Here is a 22,681-nt window from a genome sequence, read left to right as displayed (position 1 = left end):
GCGGTGCCGCCGCGCCGACAGGTGCCCCGAGGCCCGGACTCGGCACGCCTTTGAACCAGGCACCCGCCACTGCCCAGTCACCGTCCCAGTCACCGTCCCCTGCACCGTCACCGGCCCCGGCACCGCAGGACCGCCCCCGCCGGACCGCGATCGGCGCCCCGGTCACCCCCGTGCAGAAGGCGGCGACCGGCAGGCCCACGCCCGCCCCCATACCTGCCCCCGCACCCGCACCCGCCGTCGGCAGCGCGCCCGAGCCCGCACCCGTGCCGCCCCCCTCACCGGCACCCGCGCCGAAGCAGCCCCTCCCCGTGGTCCCCGTCAACCGCCGCATCGCACCCGGCAGTTACCGGCCCGCCGAAACCCACACCACGCGTCTCCCCCTCTCCCCCTCCCGGGGTCTGACGACCCACGCCCCGGCGACGACGGGCAGGTCGGCAGCAAGCGGCCCCGGAGGTCCGGCCGTTGGGGCAGGGGCGGCGGGTGCGCGAGGGACCACCCCCGTGCCACTCCAGCAAGCCCCTCGCACCGGAGCCCAGCCCGGCGCCGCCGCCACCCCCGTCGTCGTACCGCTCGGAACCCGTACGCCCCGTCCCACCCCTCCTGCCACTCCGTCCCCGGTGCGCCCCAAGACCGTCCAGCGACGCGCACCCGCCCCCACGCCCACACCTGCACCGCCGACGCCCACGCCCGCTCCCGTCCAGCCCGCGCCAGCGCCGACTCCGCCCCGCCAGGCCCCCACTCCCGCGGCCGCACCTCCCGCCCAGCCCGACCGCACACCCACCGGCACCGGCACCGGAACCGGCGGCGCCACCCCTGCCGCCGAATCCGCTCCCACCGCCGAGTCCAGTCCCGCCGATCTGGACGACCTGGCCCGGCGTCTGCTCGCCCCGCTCTCACGGCTGCTCCGGGCGGAGCTCCGCAGTGACCGGGAGCGGGTCGGCCGGCTCCGTGACCACGGCCGCTAGCAGCACACCGGCACGCCAGCCGTAAACCCTGTCCCCCAGCCCAGCCCCGTAAGCCTTCCGCTTCCTCCACAGCAAAGAGAACCCATGCCCTCGACACTGGACCCAGGCTCGACCGTCTTCTTCAAGCTCACCATCGACGGCCAGGACCTCGGCCTGTTCAACGGGTGCGACGGGCTGTCCTCCGAGGTGGAGGTGGAGCAGCGGCAGGAGGGTGGCAACAACGGGTTCGTCTGGCAGTTGCCCACCCGGGTGACCTTCTCCACCATCCGGCTGACCCGGCCCCTGACCGCCGACACGTCCCGCGTGGCCGCCTGGATCTCGTCCATCGCGACGGGGATCTCGCGGCCCACGGCGCAGATCGCGGCGCTCCGCGCGGACGGTTCCGTCGTCGCGCAGTGGGGGCTCGTCGAGGTGCTGCCCGTGCGCTGGCAGGGGCCGAGCCTCAGCCCGGACAGCCCGTCCGTGGCGACGGAGACGCTGGAGATCGCGCATCACGGCTTCACCGACGCGGGGGGTGCCTGAGATGGCCGCGCCGACCGGCGGCCGGGCCGGTGCGAGCCTGGTGCGCGCCGCGCTCGCCATCCACCAGCCGCCCACCGACCTCGGCGGGTCGATGGGCGGGCGGATCGGTGAGGTGGAGTTCCAGTTCAATCCGACGCAGCTGCAGATGGGGCGGTCGGCGGAGTGGCGTACGCAGCGTGCCGTCGCCTATACGCGCGGCGCCCCGCCGAAGTTCACCGGCGCCGCCCCTGCCACCCTCAAGCTGGAGGTGTTCCTGGACTCGTCCGGCACGCCCAACGCGGGGAAGGTGCAGAAGCAGGTCGAGATGCTCCTGTCGTGTTGTGAGGTGACTCCGCAGAGCGTCACCTCGAAGCGGCCGTCGCCGCCGTGGGTGCGGTTCTCGTGGGGGTCGTTCAACACCGTGCAGTTCGTGGCGTACGTGACCGACGTCAGTGCCACGTACACCCTGTTCAATCCGACCGGTGAGCCGATCCGCGCCACCTGTTCGCTCTCGCTGACCGAGGTCGCGATGCCCACCAAGGGGCAGAACCCGACCTCGGGCGCGCTCTCCGCGCGCCGGGTGCACCGCACCGTCGCCGGTGACTCGCTGGCGTCGCTGGCCTGGCGGGAGTACGGGGACGCCACCCGCTGGCGGCTGATCGCGGAGGCCAACGACATCGACGACCCGATGCGGCTGCGGCCCGGCACCGAGCTGCTGCTGCCCGCCGCCGACGAGGCCCGCCCCGGCGGCCCCGCGGCCGTCCCCACGCCGATGGAGTCCGCATGAGTGAGAAGACGTACACGAGCGTCCTGCACGCCGAGCTCGGCGGGTCCGTCCTGCCCGACAAGCTCGCCGTGCTGCTCGTCGAGGGCTGGGTGGACTCCAGCGTGAACGTGCCGTCCGCCTTCCAGCTGACCTTCGCCGACACGGGCGGGGACATCCTGGAGAAGTTCCCGCAGATCAAAGTGGGGGCGAAGGCGGTGCTCAGCCCGTTCACGGACGGGGTGCGGGGCAAGCCCATGCTGACCGGTGAGGTCACCGCCCTGGAGGTGGACGCGGACGGGGGCGGCAAGTCCCTCGTCGTCCGCGGCTACGACCCGGGGCACCGGCTGCTGCGCAACCGCCGCGTGCAGGGCTATCCGAACATGACGGCGTCGGACATCGTGCGCCGCGTCGCCGGCCTCAACAAGCTCAAGCTCGGCAGGATCGAGTCGACGCCGACGGTCTACGAACTGGCCACGCAGCCGAACATCACCGACTGGGACTTCCTCTCCCGGCTCGCCCAGGAGAACGACACCCACCTGTCCTTCGACCAGGACGGGAAGCTCTGCTTCGCGAAGCTCAATCCGGCGGCGGGCGCGCCGTCCGACACGACGCCGGCCGCGCAGAGCCCGTACGTCCTGGAGTTCGGGCACAACGCGCTGCACAGCCGGGTCGCGGTGACCGCCGCCGGGCAGGTCGCCACGGCCGGGGTGCGCGGCTGGGACATGCGGGCCAAGCGCGCGCTGTCCGCGCAGTCCCCGGCCGTCCGCAGCAAGGACATCGTCGCCGACATCACTCCCGCGCAGCTCTCGCAGCCGTTCGGCAGGGCCGAGCTGACGGAGACGGGGACGCCGTACACCGCGCAGGCGCAGGTGACTCATGCCGCGCAGTCGTTGGCCGATGACGTGGCGGGCTCTTTCGCGGAGGTCGAGGTCGCGGTCACCGGCAATCCCGAGCTGCGGCCGGGGCAGCCCGTGGCGCTGAAGGGTGCCGGGTTCCCGTTCGAGGGGAAGTACACGGCGACCGGAGTGCGGCATCTCTTCGAGTCCGGGCGGCAGTTCACGACGTGGCTGACCGTGTCGGGGCGGCAGTTCCGGTCCCTGTACGGGCTCGCCTCCGGTGGCGTGGACGCCGCGCCACCGATGCCGGGCGTCGCGATGGCGCTGGTCAGCAACGCCAAGGACCCGCTCCGGCTGAACCGCGTGAAGCTGCGCTTCCCGTGGCTGTCGGACACGTACGAGAGCGACTGGTGCCGCATCGCGCAACTGGGCGGGGTGCGGGGCGGTGGTCTGATGCTGCCCGAGGTGGGCGACGAGGTGCTCGTCGCCTTCGACCGGGGCTCGCTGGAGCATCCGTACGTCCTTGCCGGGCTGTACAACGGCATCGACAAGCCGACACCCAACACGGACGGCCTGCAGCCGATCGACCCGACCAGCGGGCGGGTCAACTGGCGCTCCATGGCCTCGCGCAGCGGCCACACCGTGGAGCTCGTGGACGCCAAGTCCCGTATGAAGAGCGGGATTCGGCTGCAGACCGGGAACGGCCGGCTCACCGTCCACATGGACGAGGCGCGGACCAGCGTCACCATCCGCAGCGACGGCTCCGTGTCGATCCAGGGGACCCGCAACGTCAGCATCCGGGCGGGCGGCAACCTGTCGCTGACCGCGGGCGGTTCGCTGACGATGAGCGCGGGCGGGGCGGTCGACATCAAGGCGGGCGCGAAGTTCGGCGTCAACGCGGGCGGCATGGCGGACATCAACGCGACCGGCGCCGTCAGTCTCAAGTCGGCGGGCGCGGTCGCCGTGAACGCGGTCGGCGCGGTCTCCGTCACCGCCGCGGGCGCGGTCGCCGTCAACGCGGGCGCCGCGGCCGCCATCACCTCGCCGGCGACCGTCGCGCTGACCGCGCCGGCCGTCCTGCGCAACGGCATTCCGTTCTAAGGGGGGGGCAGAGATGAGTGAGCAGTTCGTCGGTGCGGGCTGGACGTTCCCGTTGCGCACGGACGCCGGTGGCGGCATCGCGCTGGCGCGCCGCGAGCGCGAGATCGAGGAGGCGATCCGGCTGGTGCTCGCCACCGCGCCGGGCGAGCGTCCGATGCGACCGGAATTCGGCTGCGCCGTCCACGACATGGTGTTCGCGCCGGTCAACGAAGCGACGGCGGGCCGCATCCGGTACGAGGTGCGGTCCTCGCTCGACCGCTGGGAGCCGCGCATCGAGGTCTTGGACGTCGAGGTCAGCCCGGCCCCCGACGAGCCGTCCGTCCTGTTCATCGACGTGAGCTACACCGTGCGCGGCACCAACAACCCGCGCAGTCTCGTCTTCCCCTTCTACGTGATCCCGTCCACGGAATCAGAGAGCGGAGTCTGAAGTCCGATGGCCCTGCCCGCACCCCACCTCGACGACCGGCGCTTCCAGCAGTTCGTCGACGACGCCAAGCGCTACATCCAGCAGCGCTGCCCGGAGTGGACCGATCACAACGTCTCCGACCCGGGTGTCACCCTCGTCGAGGCGGTCGCGCACATGGCCGACCAGATCGTCTACCGCCTCAACCGCGTGCCGGAGAAGAACCACCTGGCCTTCCTCGACCTGCTCGGCGTCACCCTCTTCCCGCCCTCCGCGGCCCGCGCCGACGTCACGTTCTGGCTGTCGGCGCCGCAGGCCGAGCCGGTGGTGCTGCCCGCGGGCACGGAGGTGGCGACCGGCCGCACCGAGACGGAGGAGGCGGTGGCCTTCGCGACCGAGGCGGACCTGACCGTGGTGCCCTGCGAACTGTCGGCCGTACTGCGGCAGGAGGAGGGCGGCACGCCCCAGGACGTCGGGCAGGACGTCTTCGGCGGCCGCGACGTGGCGGCCTTCGCGGCCGCGCCGCGCCCCGGTGACACGCTGCTGTTCGGGCTGAGCGCCGCGGTGCCGCGCTGCGCGGCCGTGCTCCAGCTGGACAGCCGCGTGGACGGCGTCGGCGTCGACCCGCGCCAGCCGCCACTGGTGTGGGAGGCGTGGACGGCGGAGGGCTGGACGGAGTGCGAGGTCGACGAGGACTCCACCGGCGGCCTCAACAAGCCCGGCGAGGTCGTCCTGCACGTCCCCGCAGGGCACATCGTCTCCCGCGTCGGGCGGCTCGACGCGGGCTGGGTGCGCTGCCGGGTGGTCGAGGCCGCCAAGGGCCAGCCGTTCTACAGCGCGTCGCCGACCGTGCGGTCCGCGTCCGCGTTCACCATCGGCGGCACGACCGTCGTCGCCCACGCGGACGTCGTACGCGACGAACTCCTCGGCGACTCCACGGGCGTCCCCGGACAGCGCGTCCGGCTCGCCCAGGCACCGGTCGTCGCCGACCGGCCGCCGCTGATCCTCGAAGTCTCCGACGGCGAGGGGGCGGGCTGGGCCGAGTGGCGGGTCGTCGACGACTTCGCCGCCTCGGGACCGTACGACCCCCACGTCACCCTGGACGCGACGACCGGCGAGATCGCCTTCGGTCCCGCCGTACGCGAACCGGACGGCTCCCTGCGGCAGTTCGGCGCGGTGCCCGCGAAGGGCGCGGCGATCCGCGCGACCCGCTACCGCACGGGCGGCGGCCGCACCGGCAACGTGGCCCGCGGCGCCATCCAGGTTCTGCGCAGCTCCATCCCGTACGTCGCCCGGGTGGAGAACCGGGAGGCGGCGCGCGGCGGCGTGGACGGCGAGACCGTGCAGGAGGCGAAGGTCCGCGCGCCGATCGCGCTGCGCGCCCAGGAGCGGGCGGTGACGGCGCGCGACTACGAGGAACTGGCGCGGCGGGCCGCCCCCGAGACGGCCCGCATCCACTGCCTGGCCGCGGACTCCGCGGACGTCGGGGAGAACGCGGTCCGCGTCCTCGTCGTCCCCCAGGCCGTGCCCGACCGGGGCGGCAGACTCCGCTTCGAGCAGTTGGTGCCCGGCGAGGAACTCCTCTCCCGCGTCACCCACTTCCTCGACGACCGCCGCCCGCTCGGCACCCGCCTCTCCGTCGGACCGCCCTTCTACCAGGGCGTCACCGTCGTCGCCACGCTGCACTCCTTCCGCGCCGCGCAGGCCGAGCGGGTGCGGACCGAGGCGCTCGACGCGCTGTACGCCTACCTCGACCCGCTGACCGGCGGCGCGCACGGCGAGGGCTGGCCGTTCGGCCGTCCGCTGCGCGCCGGCGAGATCTTCGCCGCACTGCAGCGGGTGCCCGGCGTGGAGCTGGTCGACGAGGTCCTGCTGCACCCCGCCGACCCCCTCACGGGCCGCCGCGGCGACTCCACGGACCGCATCGACCTGGCTCCGTCCGCCCTCCTCTTCCCCTTCGACCACCGCGTCCGCGTGATCGAGGCCCGATGACGAGCCTGGAGAAGGGCGCCGCGTCGGCGCAGGGCTTCCGGGGCGCGCTGCCGGAGGTGCGGTCCGCGCATCCCCTCGGGGAGCAGCTGCCCGCCGTGTTCGCCGACGACGACTTCGCGCTGCGGTTCGTCTCCGGCCTGGACGTCGTGCTCGCGCCCGTCTTCACCGTCCTCGACAGCCTGGAGGCGTACTTCACGCCGTCGCTGGCGCCCGAGGACTTCCTCGGCTGGCTGACGGACTGGGTCGGCACGGAGCTCGACGGCACCGAACCGCTGCGCACGCGCAGGCACGCCGTCGCCTCCGCCGTCGACCTGCACCGCGTCCGCGGCACTCGCCGCGGCCTGTCCGCCGCCGTCGAACTCGCCTTCGGCGTACGCCCGGAGATCGTGGAGAGCGGCGGCGCGACGTGGTCCGCACGCCCGCTGGGCGCGTTCCCCGGCACCCCGCGCCCCGCGCTGCACGTCACGCTGCGCGTGCACGACGCGGCATCGGTGGACCCGCACCGGCTGCGGTCCGTCGTCGCGGCGGCCCGCCCCGCACACCTCCCCTTCACGGCCGAGGTGACGTCCACGCCTGCCCCCGAAGGGACCTGAAGATGTCCGCCAACCCCGAACAGCCACCGTCGACCAACCAGCCCGGGACGAACGAGATGCCGAACTCCTCCGCCACCATGCGCCCGTGCCCCGAGTGCGGCACCCCGGCCCGTCAGCACGGCCAGTCCTTCTGCGACTCCTGCGGCGCCTTCCTGCGCTGGGACTCCCCGGCCGGCGTCGCGGGCTCCGCACCCGCTTCAGCACCCGCACCCGCACCCGCACCCGACGGTCCGGACGCGTCGTCCCCCGCCGCGGCCGGTGCCACGGACACCACCGTCCCCCTTCCGTCCACCGGCCCAACGGAGCCCGCGCCCGCCCCCACCCCCGCGCCGTCGTCCTCCTCCGACACGGCCATCCGGTCGCTGCTCGTGCCGGTGCCGGAGGGGGAGACGGTCGGGCCGCCGGAGACGCCGGGCAGTGTGCTGCCGGGCAGGCCCGAGGCGGCCCGGCCGCGCGTACGGCAGACCGCCGTGCCCGCGGAACCGGAGTCCGGCGCGCCGTGCCCGAGCTGCGGGACGCCCAACGCCCCGCGCCGGCACTTCTGCCGCAGCTGCGCGAACCCCCTCAAGGACTCCGCGACCCCGCCCGCCGAGGGCCCGTACGCCGGCCAGCGGCCCCGGCTGCACCGCGACCGCACCCGCTGGATCGCCCGCGCCGTGGGCATCGCGGTGGTCGTCGGCCTGGTGGCGGGCGGCATCTTCGGCGGGCCGCCGGCCGCCCGCGCCGTGCAGGACCACTTCGCCAAGCGGGTGCCCGTCCACCCGACGGACTCCAGCGCCTCGCACTCCGCCCCCAAGCAGGCGGCGAAGCTCGCCTTCGACGGCTACTCCAACACCTGGTGGGGCACCGGCTACTCGGGCGACTCGGCGGGCCAGTGGCTGCAGGCCGACTTCGGCCAGCCCACCGACCTGCTCAACCTCCTGATCACCCCGGGCACTTCGCCGCGCAGCGCGCAGGCCGCCGCGCAGGCGAGGCCGATGGAGTTCGACCTGGTGGTCAGCGACTCGGCGGGCAAGGAGCACACGATGCACCGCCGGATCAACGACGGCGGCGTGCAGAAGGTCGACGTCCGCGTGCGGGACGCGGTGAGTGCCCGGCTGATCCTGCGCTCCGCGTACGGCGCGGGCAAGGGCCGCCAAGTGGCCGTCGCGGAGCTGGAGTTCTTCGGCCGCTCCTCCACCGGCCAGTGACAGCGGGGCCGGGGCCGGTGAACACCACCGGCCCCGGCCCTGTCACTCCGCGCCGCCCGGCCGGTCAGACCCGGTCGGCCGCGATCAGCAGGTACTGGAACGAACCGTCCCTGTACGAGTTGATGAAGGCCTCCTCGATACCGGTGACCAGCGACGACGTCGCCCGCAGCTCCCAGTAGGGCAGCGTCGCCTCGGTCAGGTCGACGATGGCCGTCGGCACGAGCCGGTTGTCGGCCATGGCCTTCAGGTACTCCCTGCGGGAGTGGATGTTGCACTCGAAGTGCGCGTTGATCTGGGAGACCCACTTCGACGGCTGCCCGTACCGGGGGTTCCAGCAGCCGGTGATGGTCACGTAGCGGCCACCGGGCGCGAGGATGCGGGAGTGCTCGGCGAAGAGGTCGTCCAGGTCGACGTACATGCTCGACTCGTTGTTCCACGACGCCGTGGCCTGGCCCGTGTCGAAGGGCGTGGCGAGCATGTTGCACACGCGGGCGTGGACGTGGTCCTCGATCCCCAGCTCCCGGGCGCGCCGGTTGGCGAACTCGGCCTGCTTGGCCGACAGGGTGACGCCCTCGGCCTTGCAGCCGAAGCGCTGGTGGGCCATGACCATCGAGCCGCCCCGGCCGCAGCCCGCGTCCACGACGGTGTCGTCGCGCCCGACGGGGCCCAGCTGCTCCAGGAGGACCTCGGTCTGCGCCGACTCCAGCCGGTGGAGCTCGGCGATCAGCCTCTTCTCGTACCCGCTGTCGTCGACGTCCCCCAGGGCTTCGTGGTCGACGTCGCCGATGCCGTAGTGATGGTGGTAGAGCCCGTCGACGTCGCCGAGGCGCAGGTTCACCGGCCTGGCCTCGCCGTCCCAGTAGCGGGCGATGTCGCCCTGATAGGGGGACGCGGGGGCGGGGATGGAGAGGGGCGTGGCGTTGGCGAGTTCGGTGCTGGTCACAGTGGTGTCGGCTCCTTACCAGAAGTCGGGCAGGCGATAGCGGTAGGTGTTGGTCCGGTGCCAGTAGTGGTTGCCGTCGACCCAGACGGCCACGCCCCGGAGGAAACGCAGCACGCTCGGGACGGGGCAGGCGGCCGCCAGGTCGGCGGCCTCGGCTTCGAAGTCGTGCATGAGGTCGTTGTGGACCTCGACCGCCTTCAGATAGGCGTCCCGGTCGGAGACGCCCTCCCGTTCGGCGATCACCACGGGCAGATTCAGGTGGCGGCCGGGGCTGTCGAGCTCCTTGGTGTAGGAGTACAGGTCGTTCACGATGGTGGTGGCGTTGCCCGCGAGAGCGATGACCCGCTGCATGGCGTGCTGGGCGTGCAGGTCGGCGGGGAGTTCGTAGCCACCGACGGTGTCGGTGATCGTGGGGCAGGGGCGGAAGTTGTTGAACTGGCGCATCGCCAGGTACTCCCACACCTCGGGCACGTGGTCCGTCTCGGCCCACGCGGCCTCGGCTAGGTAGCCGAGGTGCAGCCGCGCCATGTCGTGCCGGTACCGGTCGGCCTGCGATGCGGTGGCGTGCTGGAGGAAGTACGCCATGGCCGAGCGGTAGGCGCGCCGCGGCGCGTCCGAGTGGAGCGACTCCGTCCACTGCGGCTCGTACTCCTTCGTCGTGTGGAGCGGGTCGAGGGCCGTGTGGGCCAGCAGGAGGCGGCTGCCGAGGCCGACGGGTGAGCCGCCGTGGTCCTCGCAGTAGCAGTCGTCGACCGCGTTCTCCGCGACCATCAGCCGGGTGGCGATCATCAGGTGGTCGACGGTGGGTGCGTCCGGATGGCAGGCGACCATGTACCGGCCGACGGAGAAGCCGTCGAACTGGTCCTCCCACTCCGGTGGGAACGCCTGCACCTCGTCCACCGCCCACGCCTTGATCCGGCGGCTGACCTCCGCCACGCGTGCCTCGTCGGGCGGCGGCACGGGGTGGTGGTAGAGCCCCGGAATCACCTTGCCCTCGACCGGCTCGTCGAGCCCACCGGCCGCTTCGGCTACGGCGGCGGGTACTTCAGGTACGTCGGGCACTTCGGGCACGGCGGCCGCGTCGGGTACGACGGGTTCCTCGTGTCGGCTCAGGTACAGGCCCGCCGTGCCGAGGCCGCTCGGGCCGCGCAGGATTCTTTCCAGATCAGGCATCCGTGGCTCCTGGGTCACTGGGTGAGTGCCGGGTGGGGCGGCGGGCTAGGACACGCCCTGGCCGTGCCTGCGGGCGATCTGCACGTTCTCCAGGACGCCCAGCGCGTCGGGGAGCAGGACGGCGGCCGAGTAGTAGGCGGTGACGAGGTAGGAGATGATCGCCTGCTCGCTCATGCCCATGAAGCGCACGGACAGGCCCGGCTCGTACTCCTCGGGGAGGCCGGTCTGGTGCAGGCCGATGACGCCCTGGTTCTCCTCGCCCGTACGCATCGCCAGGATGGAGCTGGTGTTCTGCTCGGTGATGGGGATCTTGTTGCAGGGCAGGATCGGGACGCCGCGCCAGGCCGGGACCTGCTGGCCGCCGAGGTCGACGTTGTCCGGGTAGAGCCCGCAGGCGGTGAAGCCCCGGCCGATGGCCGCGATCGTCCGGGGGTGGGCGAGGAAGAACTTGGTGCCGCGGCGACGGCAGAGCAGGTCGTCGAGGTCGTCCGGGGTGGGCGGGCCCGAATGGGGCTGGATCCGCTGCTTGAAGGCGGCGTTGTGGAGGAGACCGAACTCCCGGTTGTTGATCAGCTCGTGCTCCTGGCGCTCGCGCAGCGCCTCGATGGTGAGCCTGAGCTGTTCCTCCGTCTGGTTCATCGGCCCGTTGTAGAGGTCGGCGACCCTCGTGTGGACCCGCAGAACGGTCTGGGCGACGGAGAGTTCGTACTCCCGCGGGTGCAGTTCGTAGTCGACGAAGGCGCCAGGGAGCGCGGCCTCGCCGGTGTGTCCGGCGGACATCGCGATCTCCGCCTCGCCGTGCCGGGTCTGCCGCGCCACGGACCGCGAGGTGAACTGCCGGAGGTGGGCCCGGAGACCCGGCGCCGTGGACAGGACGGCCTCGAAGTCGGCACGGGACAGGGTGAGCAGGGTGCCCGCGGTCTTCGCGGTGGCGGTGAAGTTCCACGTGGCGCCGGCGTCCCCCAGCAGGGCGTCCTCACCGAACCGGCCTCCGTCGGCAAGTACGGCGACGTCGACCTCGTCGCCGTACTTGCCGACGGAGGTCTGGCCGATCCGGCCGTGCGCGATCAGATGGAGCTGCTCGGCCGGTGTGCCGCGCGCGACGAGCACCTCACCGGCGCGGAAGTCGTGCTGCACGAACCGGTCGGCGAGCGCAATCAGCACCTCGTCGTCGTCGAAACCGCGCAGCAGGGCCAGCTCCCCGAGCTCGCGGGGCACCACCCGGACGTCGGCGCCGTCCTGCAGGAACTCGATGCACCCGTCGCCGACGGTGTAGGTCAGCCGGCGGTTCACCCGGTAGGTGCCGCCCTTGGTCTCCACCCACGGCAGCATCCGCAGCAGCCACCGCGAGGTGATCTCCTGCATCTGGGGCGCGGACTTGGTCGTCGTGGCGAGATTGCGGGCCGCCGCTGTGCTCAGGCTGGACTGCCGGGGCGGCTCCAGCCGCTCGTCCGGGCTGGTCTCAACGGTCATCAGGCGGGTTCTCCTTCGTGACGTATCCGTCCAGATGCACGGGAAAGCTAACGGCCGTCACGACCAACTCGCCTGGAAACGCTGTGCAGTTAATTCGATGCAGCGATCTTGCCGCGCATCAGGTTTATCCGGATGTCGGGTTTATCCGGCCACCGGGCCGGAAACCGACACCACACGAAGTGACCGCCGGGCACCGGAGGGGTGCGCCCGGCGGCCACGTACCGGAGGCGGCCGTCGGGTTACGACAGCTGCGACTGCACCTGCGAGGAGATGAGCTCCAGGTGGTCCAGGTCGGCCAGGTCCAGACACTGGAGGTAGATGCGGCTCGCGCCGATCGCCTCGTACCGCCCGATCTTGTCGACGACCTCGGCGGGCGACCCCGCCAGGCCGTTCGCCTTGAGCTCGTCGACCTCGCGGCCGATGGCCGCCGCGCGCCGGGCGACCTCCGCGTCGTCCTTGCCGACGCAGACCACCAGCGCGCTGGAGTACACCAGATCGCTGCCCTTGCGCCCGGCCTGCTCGGCGGCCGCCCGGACCCGCCCGAACTGCCGCTCGCTGTCCTCGATCGAGGCGAAGGGGATGTTGAACTCGTCGGCGAACTGCGCGGCGAGGCGCGGGGTGCGTGTCGCGCCGTGGCCGCCGATCAGGACCGGCACCTTGGGCTGCGCGGGCTTGGGCAGGGCCGGGGAATCCGTGAGCTGGTAGTGCTTGCCGTCGTGGTTGAAGGTCTTGCCGACCTCCGTCGCCCAGAGCCCGGTGACGATCTCCAGCTGCTCTTCGAGGCGGGCGAACTTCTCCTTCGGGAAGGGGATGCCGTACGCCTTGTGCTCGTCCTCGAACCAGCCAGCACCCAGCCCCAGTTCGACCCTGCCGCCCGACATCTGGTCGACCTGTGCCACCTGGATGGCGAGGACACCGGGCAACCTGAACGTGCCGGCCGTCATGAGGGTGCCGAGCCTGATCCGCTTGGTCTCGCGGGCGAGGCCGGCGAGCGTGATCCACGCGTCCGTGGGCCCCGGCAGGCCGTCGGCGGAACCCATGCGGAGGTAGTGGTCCGAGCGGAAGAAGGCGTCAAAGCCGAGGTCCTCGGCGGCCTTGGCGACGGTGAGCAGGGTGTCGTAGGTGGCCCCTTGCTGGGGCTCCGTGAAGATTCGAAGATCCATGGCTCCATCCTGCACGCTCGAACGCCTGGCGACCCCGCCGGTCCCGCCGATCCCCCGCCGCCCCGGTCGGGTGAAATACCGTCAACCCCACGGCGGCGCGGGCCCGGCCCAGTGACCATGCCCACCCGGTGATCGTTGGCTCGGGCGGAGCCGGACCGCCCGGCATCCGCGCCGGCGGTCGCAGCCGGCGCGTCGCCCGCGTCAGCCGCCTTCCCCGCACGGGAGGGCCAGGGCCGAGGAGGCCGCCATGTCCCAGGAAGCCGTGCCCGATCAGGAGGCCGCGCAGAAGGTGGCCGCGCAGGATCCGGCCGTGCCCGCACAGCAGGGCGCACCCAAGGGCCTGCTGCAGCAGATGGAGGAGTTGATGGCGGCGCTCAACGCGGATCTGACCCGGCTCGACGCCGATCTGCAGCAGTCCACGTCCGCCGGAGCCCCCGCGGGCGCCCACCAGCAGGGCGACGACGAGCCCGGCCGCCCCTGACCGCACCGGCGCGCCCCCGGGGCCTCCGCGACCCCGTTCCCTCTCCCCCGCGGGGTCGGCACGGAGCCACCTCATGACGGACCCGCCGCCCCCGCGGGCCCCGCCGCCGAATCGGCCCCGGGCAGGCTCTCCTCCCGGACCGCCAGCCTGCGCAGCATCTCAAGGACCCGGTCCCTCGACTCGTCGGCGGCGTCGATCGCTTCCATGCACTGCCAGTACACCCCCTCCTCCTCGGCGCCCATCGCGACGCCGACCAGCGCGATGCCGACCTCCCCGAGGAGTCTGCCGAGGCCGAGCAGGACCTGGTGCGCGTCGCCCGTCTCCGTCAGCCGGGCCGCCCGTATGTCCTCGGTGCCGAGGCGCGGGGCGTCGAGCACTCCGCAGGCTCTGCCGCCCACTTCGCTCAGGCCCAGCGCCTCGCCCCGTAACTCCGGCGGGCCCGCGACCGCGAGGTGGCTGCCGATCGCCTGCGCCAGCGCCTGCGACTGCCACACCTCCACGACGATGTCCGCGGGCTCCTGACTGCGCGCCAGGGCGCGACGGTTCGCCTCGATGAGCCGCATCGCATTCATGTCCGACCCCCTCCCTGTCCACTACCCAGAGTGATGCCCATCGGGTCGAAAAGCCAGGGGAAGCCGGAATTCTGTGGACAAGTAATCGAGTTTGGACAAGCCATCCACTCCGGAGAGTGACGAAAATACCGGAAGGATCAGCTCCGGTGTGCTGGGGAGGGCTCAGGGACCGTCCGCGGACGGACCTGAGGCCGAATCCTGGGCCGCATCCGGGGCCGGCACCGGAAAGCGCCGCTCGTTCCGCTCGATCTTCGCGGCGAGCGCCGCCAGCACGTCGATCCCCAGCACCTCGCAGAACTGCAGCAGATACGCGAGGACGTCGGCCACCTCGTCCGCCACCCGGGGCGCCCTGTCGGGGTCCGCCATCACGCGCGCGGACTCCTCGGGCGTCAGCCACTGGAAGATCTCCACCAGTTCCGACGCCTCCACGCTGAGCGCCGCGGCCAGGTTCTTCGGGGTGTGGTACCGCTCCCAGTCGCGCGCCGCCGCGAACTCGGCCAGCCTGCGCTGCAGTACCGCCACGTCAAGTCGTTCCGTCACGGCCTCAGGTCTACCACCGAGGTCGTTCCGTCACGGCCTCAGGTCCACCACCGAGGTCCCCGCGGCGTCGGCCGCCCAGGACGCGTCCCCCACCGCGCCCACCAGCCGGATGTGCCCGCGCTCGCAGGTGCGCGCCGCCAGTTCGCCGAGGGCCCGCGACTGCCGCGCGTCGAGGCGCCGGTCCAGGCCGTCGGCGAGGACCGTGAGCGTCTGGTACGCCTGCGGCACCTCGGCCACCGGGTCGACGGCGAGCACGCCGGGCCCGGTGAGCAGCACCAACGCCAGGGCGAGGTACCGCAACTCGCCGTCGCCGAGCCGCCCGAGGGGCGTACGCACCCCGCCGCCCCGGTCGATGAAGGCGTGCACCGCGCCGTCCTCCACCTCCTCGGCGAAGACGTCGGCGACCGGGCCCGCGCAGCCGGAGCGCACCGCGGAGACCAGCATCGCGTGGCGCGTCGCGCACTCCGAGCGGGTGCGCCACAGCACTTCGGCGAGGTTGTCGCAGCCGCCCAGGAGGCGGCCCGTGCCGATCAGGCCGGCCGGGACGGGGGCGCGCATGCGGCTGGGCCGCGGGTCGCAGGCGTACGCCGAGCGCAGCGCGACCACGACCTGTTCCGCCGCCGCCAGGACCAGCCGCTGCCCGTCGGTCTTCCCCGCCACGCGCAGCGGCACGAGCGCCGTGCCGAGCCGGTCGTCCGGCATCGGGGCCCGCGTCACGGGCGACGCGCCCGCGGTGTGCCAGGCCGCCTGGACCACGCGCCGGCCCGGATCGCGCAGCGCCGTCTCCAGGAGGACGAGTCCGTCGCGGGTCAGCCGCTCGCCCACGACGCGCAGTTCGGGCTCGGCCTGCACGGCGAGGTCGAGCCGGACGGTGCCCGCGGGGCCCTCGACGGTGCAGCCGATGCGGAAGCCGCGCCGCCGCTGGCCGTCGGCGCGGGCGCGTTCGGGTACGCACGCCACGGGGTCCGCGAAGACGTCGGGCAGCTCCGCGCCGGCGCAGAGCCGCGCCAGTGCCTCGTACGCGCCCAGGGCGCTGGACTTGCCGCTGCCGCTCGGTCCGGTGAGCAAGGTCATCGGGCCGAACGGGAGCACCGCGGCGCGGTGTCCGGCGAAGGCGGAGAGCCGCAGTTCGGTGACCTGCGGCCGGTTGTGGCCCGCTGGCGACTCCGTGACCGCGATCCTGGAATGCACCGTCATGCCCGGAAGGTAGGCGGCGGTCGTCCCGGTGAACCGTTACGCCCAACCGACCTTCCTACGATCGGGGGATTCGCGCCGGAGAAGGCCCGCCCCGGCCGTCGAGGGGCTACGGCCGGTGCGGTGCCCGGGCGTTACGGCTGCGCAACCGCTTCCACCAGGCCCTGGACCTCCGTGCCGGGCGGCGCGAGGAGGAAGACGTTCTTGTCGACCCGGTGCATGGCGCAGCCGAGGCCGAGGACCACGCCGCTGCTGAAGTCCAGGACGCGCTTGGCGACTTCGGTCTCGGCGCCCGTCAGGTCCAGCAGGACCGGGATCTGCGCCATCACTGTCTCGGCGACCTCGCGGGCGTCCGAGAAGACGTTGACCCGCATCACCACGAAGCGGCGGCGCGTCTCGGTCTCCGCGTCGGGCAGCGCGCGGTGTCCCGGCCACGAGGGCCATTCGTTGCGGCTGCGCAGCGGTACGACCTGGGCGAGCCCTTCCCACTGTTCATCGGTGACGTCGTGGCGCTGACTGCTGCTCACTTGCCCACCCCGTCCTGGCTCGCACTTGTTCTCTGCACCGGCCAATTCTTACGCCAAGTCACCCGTTCAGCCCAACAGCGACACGGTCGCCGCGGGCCGTCAAGGGGGCGGGTGCCCCTTCTTCCCGGCGTTCAACGCCGTGAGCTTCGCCACCTTCCCGCTTCGGCGCGGGCCGGGTGTTCCGGTCCGAGGAAGACCGCCACGTCCCGGCTGTCCGGGGCGGGGTGGGCGATCTGGTGCCAGCCGACGCGGCGGTAGAACCGGACCGCGTCGGTGGCGCGGGCCCCGGTCAGGAGCCAGCAACGGCCGTCGGGAGCGTCCCGCGTCACCGCCGCGAGCAGGGCGCGGCCGACGCCGAGGCCGTGGGCATCGGGCCGGACGGCGAGTTCGTCGACTTGGAGAGAGCCACCGAGCCAGTCGTGGGCGCGGGCCCCGAGGGCGGCGGTGACCAGAGGGTACGAGCGGGTGTCGGGGAGCGGGGTGGCGGTCGTCCAGGCGGTCGCGAAGCCGATGAGGCGCGACGGCCGGTCCGCACCGGACGCGGGCGCGCCGCCGCCGAGGGCGAGCGCCGCGGTGAGTTCGGGGCGCGACGCATCGTCCGCGATGAGATGCGACGGCCGGTCTGCACCCGGCGCATGCCCGCCGCCGTCCAGAGCGACCGCCGCCGTGAACCCGGGGCGTGCGGCGTCATCCCCGACGAAACGCGGTGACCGGCCCCCGCCCGGCGCATGCTCACCGCCGTCCAGGGCGACTGCCGCCGTGAACCCGGGGCGTGACGCGTCGTCCGCGAGGCGTTTCAGGTAGTGGTCCGCCTCGGCGGGGGCCTCGTTCCAGGGCGGCTGGGCGAAGGCCTCGGCGTAGACGGAACGTATGTCTTCGGTGTGGCGCGTGAGGAGTTCGGTACCGGTCACCCGTCGGATGACGGGGCGTCGCCCGGTCACGCCGCCCGCCCGAAGGCCGCGCCGACGGGGTGGAGCGAGGCGGTCTCCAGTGGTGCCGAGGGGTCGATCGACATGTTGAGGGGCGCGGGATCGGCGCCCGCGCGCACCAGCAGGTCGCCGACGGCCGCGATCATCGCGCCGTTGTCGGTGCAGAGCCGGGGCGGCGGGACGCGCAGCGCGATGCCCGCCGCCCGGCAGCGCTCCTCGGCGAGCGCGCGCACGCGGGAGTTGGCCGCGACGCCGCCGACCACGACGAGCGTGCGGACGCCGTGCTCGCGGCAGGCGGCGACCGCCTTGCGGGTGAGCACGTCGGCGACGGCCTCCTGGAGTGATGCCGCACCGTCGGCGACCGGGAGCGGCCGCCCCGCGTGGCCCTCGGCCCAGCGCGCGGCGGCCGTCTTCAGTCCGGAGAAGGAGAAGGAGGACGAGAAGGAGGACGGGAAGGAGTGGGTGTGGGCTGCGTCGCGCGGGGCGGTCAGCGGGCGCGGGAAAGGGACCGCGGCAGGGTCTCCGTCGCGGGCCGCCCGGTCGATGGCGGGGCCGCCCGGGTAGGGCAGGCCGAAGACCCGCGCGACCTTGTCGAAGCATTCGCCGGCCGCGTCGTCGAGGGTGTCGCTGAGGTGGACGATCGGGTCGCGCGCGAGGTCGCGTACGAGAAGGAGGGAGGTGTGGCCGCCGGAGACGACGAGGACCATGCAGGGGTCCGGGAGCGGTCCGTGCTCCAGGGTGTCGGCCGCGACGTGCCCGGCCAGGTGGTGCACGCCGTACAGCGGCACGTCCAGGGCGTACGCGAGGCTCTTCGCGCCGGCGAGGCCGACCTGGAGGGCGCCGGAGAGGCCGGGGCCCGTGGTGACGGCGACGGCGCCGACGTCGGACATCCGCAGACCCGCCTCGTCCAGCGCGCGGCGGACCACCGGGGTGAGCGCGTGGACGTGGGCGCGGGCGGCGATCTCGGGGACGACGCCTCCATAGCGTGCGTGTTCGTCCATGCTCGACGCCACCACGTGGCCGAGCAGCCGTCCTTCGCGGACGAGGCCCGCGCCCGTCTCGTCGCAGGACGACTCGATGCCGAGCACCACCGGAGAGCCCATCGCGCGTTGGCCTTTCTGCACCACTTCTACCCCACCAGTAATTGCAAGTAGTTCGCAATAAGGGTACGCCGCCGGGTCGGCAGTAGAGTGCGGAACTGCGCAGTCTCCCCCGAACCCCGAGGTCAGGTACCCGCAGTGACCCCCGCACCCCCCGCAGGAACACCGGCCGCCGCCGTCGCCGTCGTCGGGATCGGGGCCGACGGCTGGGACGGGCTCCCGGCCGCGTCACGGACCGCGCTCGCGGAGGCCGACGTACTCATCGGCGGAGCCCGCCAGCTGGAGCTGCTGCCCGCCGACCGGTGCCCCGGCGAGCGCGTCCGCTGGCCCTCGCCACTGCGGCCCGCCGTGCCCGGCCTGCTCGCCGCCCACGCGGGGCGCCGCGTCGCCGTGCTCGCCAGCGGGGACCCCATGTTCTACGGCATCGGACGCGCCCTGACCGAGGAACTCGGAGCCGCCGCGCTGCGCGTCCTCCCGCACCCGTCCGCCGTCTCCCTCGCCTGCGCGCGCCTCGGCTGGCCCGTCGAGGACACGGAGGTCGTCACGCTCGTCGGCCGCCCGGCCGCCCGCGTCGCCGCCTCGCTGCACGACGGGCGCCGCCTCCTCGTGCTCAGCGCGAACGCGGCCACGCCCGCCGAGGTCGCCGCCCTGCTGCGCGAGCACGGCTTCGGCCCGAGCCGGCTGCGCGTCCTCGAACAGCTCGGCGGGGAGAGGGAGTCGACGTACGAAGGTGTCGCCGACAGCTGGTCACACGAGCCCGGCGACGCGCTGAACGTCGTCGCGGTCGAGTGCCGCCGCTCCCCCGACGCGCTGCGCCTCGGCGTCGTGCCGGGGCTGCCCGACGCCGCGTACGACAACGACGGGCAGCTCACCAAGCGGTACGTCCGCGCCGCCACCCTCGCCGCACTCGCGCCCGCACCGGGCGAACTGCTCTGGGACGTGGGCGGCGGCTCCGGCTCGATCGCCGTGGAGTGGCTGCGGGCGCACCCGTCGTGCCGTGCCGTCACCATCGAGAAGAACCCCGTGCGCGCCGAGCGGATCACCCGGAACGCCGAGCGGCTCGGCGTGCCGGGGCTGCGCGTCGTCACCGGCGCCGCGCCCGCCGCGCTCGCCCAACTGCCCGCCCCCGACGCCGTGTTCATCGGCGGCGGCCTGACCGCGCCCGGTCTCCTCGACGCCGGCTGGGCCGCGCTGCCGCCCGGCGGACGGCTCGTCGCCAACACCGTCACGCTGGAGTCCGAGGCCCTCCTCACGGAGTGGTACCGGCGCCACGGCGGCGAGTTGGTGCGGCTCGCCGTCGCGCAGGCCGTCCCCGTGGGCGGCTTCACCGGGTGGCGGCAGGCCATGCCGGTCACCCAATGGTCCGTCACCAAGTCAGGAGAGCAAGAACGATGACCGTGTACTTCATCGGCGCGGGACCCGGCGCCGCCGACCTGATCACGGTCCGCGGCGCGCGACGGATCGCGAGCTGCCAGGTCTGCCTGTACGCGGGCAGCCTGGTGCCGCGCGAACTCCTCGCCGAATGCCCGGACGGTGCGCAGCTCGTCGACACCGCGCAGCTCAACCTGGACCAGATCACCGAGAAGCTGGTGCACGCGCACGAGCAGGGGCTCGACGTGGCGCGGCTGCACTCCGGCGACCCGTCCGTGTTCAGTGCGGTGGCCGAGCAGATGCGGCGGCTCGACGCGGCCGGGGTGCCCTACGAAGTGGTGCCGGGCGTCCCCGCGTTCGCCGCGGCGGCGGCCGCGCTGAAGCGGGAGCTGACCGTGCCGACCGTCGGCCAGACCGTCATCCTCACCCGCGTCGCCCAGCGCGCGACGGCCATGCCCGAGGGCGAGGACCTGGCCACGCTCGGCCGCAGCGGCGCGCTGCTCGTCCTGCACCTGGCCACGGGGTACGTCGACCGTGTCGTCGACGAGCTCCTGCCGCACTACGGCGCCGACTGCCCCGCCGCGGTGGTCGCCCTCGCCAGCCGGCCCGACGAGGTGGTCCTGCGGGGCACGCTGGAGTCCATCGCGGGGCAGGTGAAGGAGGCGGGCATCGTGCGGACCGCCGTCATCATGGTGGGGCGGACGCTGGGCGCCTCGCAGTTCCGCGACAGCCACCTGTACTCGGCGGAGCGCGACCGGCACGTCTGCTGACGCGTGGCCCGGCCCGTGGCCCGCGGCGCTACTTGAGCGCGCTGCGGCCCACGACCGTGCCGGCCCGGTCGATGCAGATGACGTCGACCCTGACCGGCGCGCCCCGCAGTACCGCGAGCGCCTCGTCGCGGGCCGTCTCGGCGACCAGGTCACCGAGCGGCACGCCCGCGGCCGCGCACAACTGCAGCGCCGCGAGGCCCGTGTTGGCGGCAGCGACCTGTTCCGCGAGGTCGGCGGAGGCACCGCCCCGGCGGGCCAGCTCCGCGAGGAAGCCCTTGTCGACCTGGGAGCGGGCCGAGTGCAGGTCGAGGTGGCCCGCCGCGAGCTTCGACAGCTTGGCGAAGCCGCCGCAGATGGTGAGGCGGTCGACGGGGTGGCGGCGTACGTACTTGAGGACCGCGCCCGCGAAATCACCCATGTCGAGAAGGGCGTCCTCGGGCAGCCCGTACTCGGCGACGACCGTCTTCTCCGACGTCGATCCTGTGCACCCGGCGACGTGCGTGCGCCCCGCCGCCCGCGCCACGTCCACGCCCCGCCGGATCGAGTCGATCCACGCCGAGCAGGAGTACGGCACGACGATGCCGGTCGTCCCCAGGATGGACAGGCCGCCGAGGATGCCGAGCCGCGGGTTCCACGTGGAGCGGGCGATCTCCTCGCCGTGGTCCACGGAGACGGTGATCTCGACGTCCGGCGCGGCCCCGGCCCGCTCCGCGACCAGCGTCACGTGGTCGCGCATCAGCTGCCGCGGCACGGGGTTGATCGCGGGCTCGCCCACGTCGAGCGGCAGCCCGGGGCGGGTGACGGTGCCCACGCCGGGCCCCGCCCTGAAGACGACGCCGGAGCCGGGCGGCAGCCGCCGCACCGTGGACCGCACGAGCGCGCCGTGCGTCACGTCCGGGTCGTCGCCCGCGTCCTTGACGATGCCCGCCATGGCGTACGCGTCCGTCAGCTCCTCGGCGGCGAGCGCGAAGGCCGGCGTCTGGCCCTTGGGCAGCGTGATGGTCACCGGGTCGGGAAAGTCGCCGGTGAGGAGCGCCGTGTACGCGGCCGTCGTGGCGGCGGTCGCACAGGCGCCGGTCGTCCAGCCGGGCCGCAGACCGGTGTGTTTGAGTTGGGCGGTGCGCCCGCCCTCGGCCTGGCCCGGCCCGCTCGCCTTACTCATGTGCCTTACTCACGGCCTTACTCGTGGCCTTACTCATGAAGGGAACCGAACTCCGTGCACGTACTGATTCTGGGGGGAACGACCGAAGCGCGCCGCCTGGCTGAGCTCCTCACGGGCGAGGCGGGACCACGGGGACTGCGCGTGACCAGCTCCCTCGCGGGACGGGTCGCGGCGCCGCGCATGCCGCCCGGCGAGGTCCGCGTGGGCGGCTTCGGCGGCGCCGAGGGGCTGGCGGCGTGGCTGACCGGACACCACGTGGACGCGCTCATCGACGCCACCCATCCTTTCGCAGGGACGATCTCGTTCAACGCGGCGCGGGCCGCCGCCACGGCCCATGTTCCCCTGCTCGCCCTGCGCCGCCCCGGCTGGGTCCCGGAGGACGGGGACGACTGGCATCCGGTCGACTCCCTGGAGCAGGCGGCACGGGTGCTGCCCGCCCTCGGCGAGCGCGTCTTCCTCACCACCGGGCGGATGGGCCTCGCCGCGTTCGCCGGGGACCCGGAGCTGGACGCCCGCTGGTTCCTCGTACGCTCCGTGGACGCGCCCGAGCCGCCGTTCCCCGCCCGCATGGAGGTGCTCCTCGACCGGGGCCCGTTCACCCTGGACGGGGAGCGCGAACTGCTCCGCACCCACGGGATCGACGTCCTGGTGACGAAGGACAGCGGGGGCGCGGCGACTGCGCCCAAGCTTGTCGCTGCGCGCGAGGCGGGAGTGCCGGTGGTGGTCGTCCGGCGCCCCGCCGGGCCGGAGGGGCTCACCGAGGTCGCCACGCCGCAAGCGGCCGCTGAGTGGGTCCTTGCCGCTGCGCGGTGAGGTGCGGGTGCGTCGTGGCCGGTCGCGCAGTTCCCCGCCGACGCAGACGACGACCACCTCGGCGGCGCGGACCGCCTGCCCGGGGGTGGCGGCGCGGACGGCGCCCCGGGCGACGAGGCCGTC

General features: G+C 73.5%; 22 protein-coding genes and 1 pseudogene. 12 read left to right on the top strand and 11 right to left on the bottom strand.

Features of this window, described 5'->3' with window-relative positions:
* The first annotated feature begins 500 nt into the window (after nucleotides 1-500).
* The 8 genes from AB0H82_RS12235 (at nucleotide 501) to AB0H82_RS12200 (ending at nucleotide 8,347) form a co-directional block, all read left to right on the top strand.
* Nucleotides 501-965 carry a hypothetical protein gene (locus AB0H82_RS12235; protein ID WP_362991596.1) on the top strand — a complete coding sequence of 155 codons (465 nt, stop codon included), beginning with the start codon at nucleotides 501-503 and terminating at the stop codon, nucleotides 963-965.
* A gap of 84 nt (nucleotides 966-1,049) precedes the next feature.
* Nucleotides 1,050-1,487, top strand: coding sequence for a phage tail protein (locus tag AB0H82_RS12230; RefSeq protein WP_362991594.1), 438 nt, complete (start codon nucleotides 1,050-1,052; stop codon nucleotides 1,485-1,487).
* Nucleotide 1,488: 1 nt separating this feature from the next.
* Complete coding sequence (locus tag AB0H82_RS12225; protein WP_362991592.1) at nucleotides 1,489-2,253, top strand: LysM peptidoglycan-binding domain-containing protein; 765 nt, start codon at nucleotides 1,489-1,491, stop codon at nucleotides 2,251-2,253.
* Nucleotides 2,250-4,169 (top strand): VgrG-related protein, encoded by a 1,920-nt coding sequence (locus AB0H82_RS12220; RefSeq protein ID WP_362991590.1) that lies wholly within the window; start codon nucleotides 2,250-2,252, stop codon nucleotides 4,167-4,169. Before AB0H82_RS12225 ends, AB0H82_RS12220 begins: the two co-directional genes overlap by 4 nt.
* 13 nt (nucleotides 4,170-4,182) lie before the next feature.
* The gene (locus AB0H82_RS12215) at nucleotides 4,183-4,596 is read left to right on the top strand and encodes a GPW/gp25 family protein (RefSeq protein ID WP_362991588.1); all 414 of its coding nucleotides are present in this window, start codon (nucleotides 4,183-4,185) and stop codon (nucleotides 4,594-4,596) included.
* A 6-nt stretch (nucleotides 4,597-4,602) separates the two neighbouring features.
* Nucleotides 4,603-6,564 (top strand): putative baseplate assembly protein, encoded by a 1,962-nt coding sequence (locus tag AB0H82_RS12210; RefSeq protein WP_362991586.1) that lies wholly within the window; start codon nucleotides 4,603-4,605, stop codon nucleotides 6,562-6,564.
* Complete coding sequence (locus tag AB0H82_RS12205; protein ID WP_362991584.1) at nucleotides 6,561-7,157, top strand: phage tail protein; 597 nt, start codon at nucleotides 6,561-6,563, stop codon at nucleotides 7,155-7,157. Before AB0H82_RS12210 ends, AB0H82_RS12205 begins: the two co-directional genes overlap by 4 nt.
* Before the next feature lie 2 nt (nucleotides 7,158-7,159).
* Nucleotides 7,160-8,347, top strand: a complete 1,188-nt coding sequence (locus AB0H82_RS12200; RefSeq protein WP_362991582.1) for a discoidin domain-containing protein — start codon at nucleotides 7,160-7,162, stop codon at nucleotides 8,345-8,347.
* A gap of 64 nt (nucleotides 8,348-8,411) precedes the next feature.
* Here the strand turns inward: AB0H82_RS12200 and AB0H82_RS12195 are convergent, their stop codons facing one another.
* The 4 genes and pseudogenes from AB0H82_RS12195 to AB0H82_RS12180 form a co-directional block, all read right to left on the bottom strand.
* The gene (locus tag AB0H82_RS12195; RefSeq protein ID WP_362991581.1) at nucleotides 8,412-9,290 is read right to left on the bottom strand and encodes a geranyl diphosphate 2-C-methyltransferase; all 879 of its coding nucleotides are present in this window, start codon (nucleotides 9,288-9,290) and stop codon (nucleotides 8,412-8,414) included.
* Between the two features lie 15 nt (nucleotides 9,291-9,305).
* Nucleotides 9,306-10,454: pseudogene (locus tag AB0H82_RS12190) on the bottom strand (family 2 encapsulin nanocompartment cargo protein terpene cyclase); the annotation flags it as partial.
* Between the two features lie 54 nt (nucleotides 10,455-10,508).
* Nucleotides 10,509-11,936: a family 2B encapsulin nanocompartment shell protein gene (locus AB0H82_RS12185; RefSeq protein ID WP_362991579.1), complete on the bottom strand. Its 1,428-nt coding sequence runs from the start codon at nucleotides 11,934-11,936 to the stop codon at nucleotides 10,509-10,511.
* Nucleotides 11,937-12,175: 239 nt separating this feature from the next.
* A complete protein-coding gene (locus AB0H82_RS12180; RefSeq protein WP_362991577.1) occupies nucleotides 12,176-13,099 on the bottom strand; it encodes an LLM class F420-dependent oxidoreductase in 924 nt (307 codons plus the stop codon).
* A 247-nt stretch (nucleotides 13,100-13,346) separates the two neighbouring features.
* Between AB0H82_RS12180 and AB0H82_RS12175 the strand changes: the two genes are divergently transcribed.
* Entirely contained in the window at nucleotides 13,347-13,580 is a 234-nt protein-coding gene (locus AB0H82_RS12175) for a hypothetical protein (protein ID WP_362991575.1), read from the top strand.
* A 71-nt stretch (nucleotides 13,581-13,651) separates the two neighbouring features.
* Here AB0H82_RS12175 and AB0H82_RS12170 read toward each other — a convergent pair whose 3' ends face one another.
* The 6 genes from AB0H82_RS12170 to tsaD form a co-directional block, all read right to left on the bottom strand.
* Nucleotides 13,652-14,152 (bottom strand): DUF6099 family protein, encoded by a 501-nt coding sequence (locus AB0H82_RS12170; protein WP_362991574.1) that lies wholly within the window; start codon nucleotides 14,150-14,152, stop codon nucleotides 13,652-13,654.
* 162 nt (nucleotides 14,153-14,314) lie between these two features.
* Nucleotides 14,315-14,692, bottom strand: coding sequence for a nucleotide pyrophosphohydrolase (locus tag AB0H82_RS12165; RefSeq protein ID WP_362991572.1), 378 nt, complete (start codon nucleotides 14,690-14,692; stop codon nucleotides 14,315-14,317).
* 30 nt (nucleotides 14,693-14,722) lie between these two features.
* Nucleotides 14,723-15,889 (bottom strand): ATP-binding protein, encoded by a 1,167-nt coding sequence (locus tag AB0H82_RS12160; protein ID WP_362991570.1) that lies wholly within the window; start codon nucleotides 15,887-15,889, stop codon nucleotides 14,723-14,725.
* A 131-nt stretch (nucleotides 15,890-16,020) separates the two neighbouring features.
* Entirely contained in the window at nucleotides 16,021-16,413 is a 393-nt protein-coding gene (locus AB0H82_RS12155; protein WP_362991568.1) for a cell division protein SepF, read from the bottom strand.
* Between the two features lie 131 nt (nucleotides 16,414-16,544).
* Nucleotides 16,545-17,324, bottom strand: coding sequence for a GNAT family N-acetyltransferase (locus tag AB0H82_RS12150; protein WP_362991566.1), 780 nt, complete (start codon nucleotides 17,322-17,324; stop codon nucleotides 16,545-16,547).
* A 26-nt stretch (nucleotides 17,325-17,350) separates the two neighbouring features.
* A complete protein-coding gene (tsaD, locus tag AB0H82_RS12145; protein WP_362991881.1) occupies nucleotides 17,351-18,445 on the bottom strand; it encodes a tRNA (adenosine(37)-N6)-threonylcarbamoyltransferase complex transferase subunit TsaD in 1,095 nt (364 codons plus the stop codon).
* 135 nt (nucleotides 18,446-18,580) lie between these two features.
* Here tsaD and cbiE point away from each other — a divergent pair, with 135 nt between their 5' ends.
* Together cbiE and cobM are read left to right on the top strand one after the other, a co-directional pair.
* Nucleotides 18,581-19,837, top strand: a complete 1,257-nt coding sequence (gene cbiE / locus AB0H82_RS12140) for a precorrin-6y C5,15-methyltransferase (decarboxylating) subunit CbiE (protein WP_362991564.1) — start codon at nucleotides 18,581-18,583, stop codon at nucleotides 19,835-19,837.
* The gene (gene cobM, locus AB0H82_RS12135) at nucleotides 19,834-20,583 is read left to right on the top strand and encodes a precorrin-4 C(11)-methyltransferase (RefSeq protein ID WP_362991562.1); all 750 of its coding nucleotides are present in this window, start codon (nucleotides 19,834-19,836) and stop codon (nucleotides 20,581-20,583) included. Before cbiE ends, cobM begins: the two co-directional genes overlap by 4 nt.
* Before the next feature lie 28 nt (nucleotides 20,584-20,611).
* On the opposite strand, the gene AB0H82_RS12130 is transcribed toward cobM, so the two are convergent.
* Nucleotides 20,612-21,745 (bottom strand): cobalt-precorrin-5B (C(1))-methyltransferase, encoded by a 1,134-nt coding sequence (locus AB0H82_RS12130; protein WP_362991560.1) that lies wholly within the window; start codon nucleotides 21,743-21,745, stop codon nucleotides 20,612-20,614.
* Between the two features lie 54 nt (nucleotides 21,746-21,799).
* Here AB0H82_RS12130 and AB0H82_RS12125 point away from each other — a divergent pair, with 54 nt between their 5' ends.
* The gene (locus AB0H82_RS12125) at nucleotides 21,800-22,558 is read left to right on the top strand and encodes a cobalt-precorrin-6A reductase (protein WP_362991558.1); all 759 of its coding nucleotides are present in this window, start codon (nucleotides 21,800-21,802) and stop codon (nucleotides 22,556-22,558) included.
* Nucleotides 22,559-22,681 lie beyond the last annotated feature (123 nt).

This window comes from Streptomyces sp. NPDC050732 (genome assembly GCF_040654255.1).
In the GTDB taxonomy this organism is placed as follows: Bacteria; Actinomycetota; Actinomycetes; order Streptomycetales; family Streptomycetaceae; genus Streptomyces.
The sequence above is the reverse complement of the archived record's forward strand: the minus strand, read 5'-3'. Positions and strand labels throughout refer to the sequence as shown.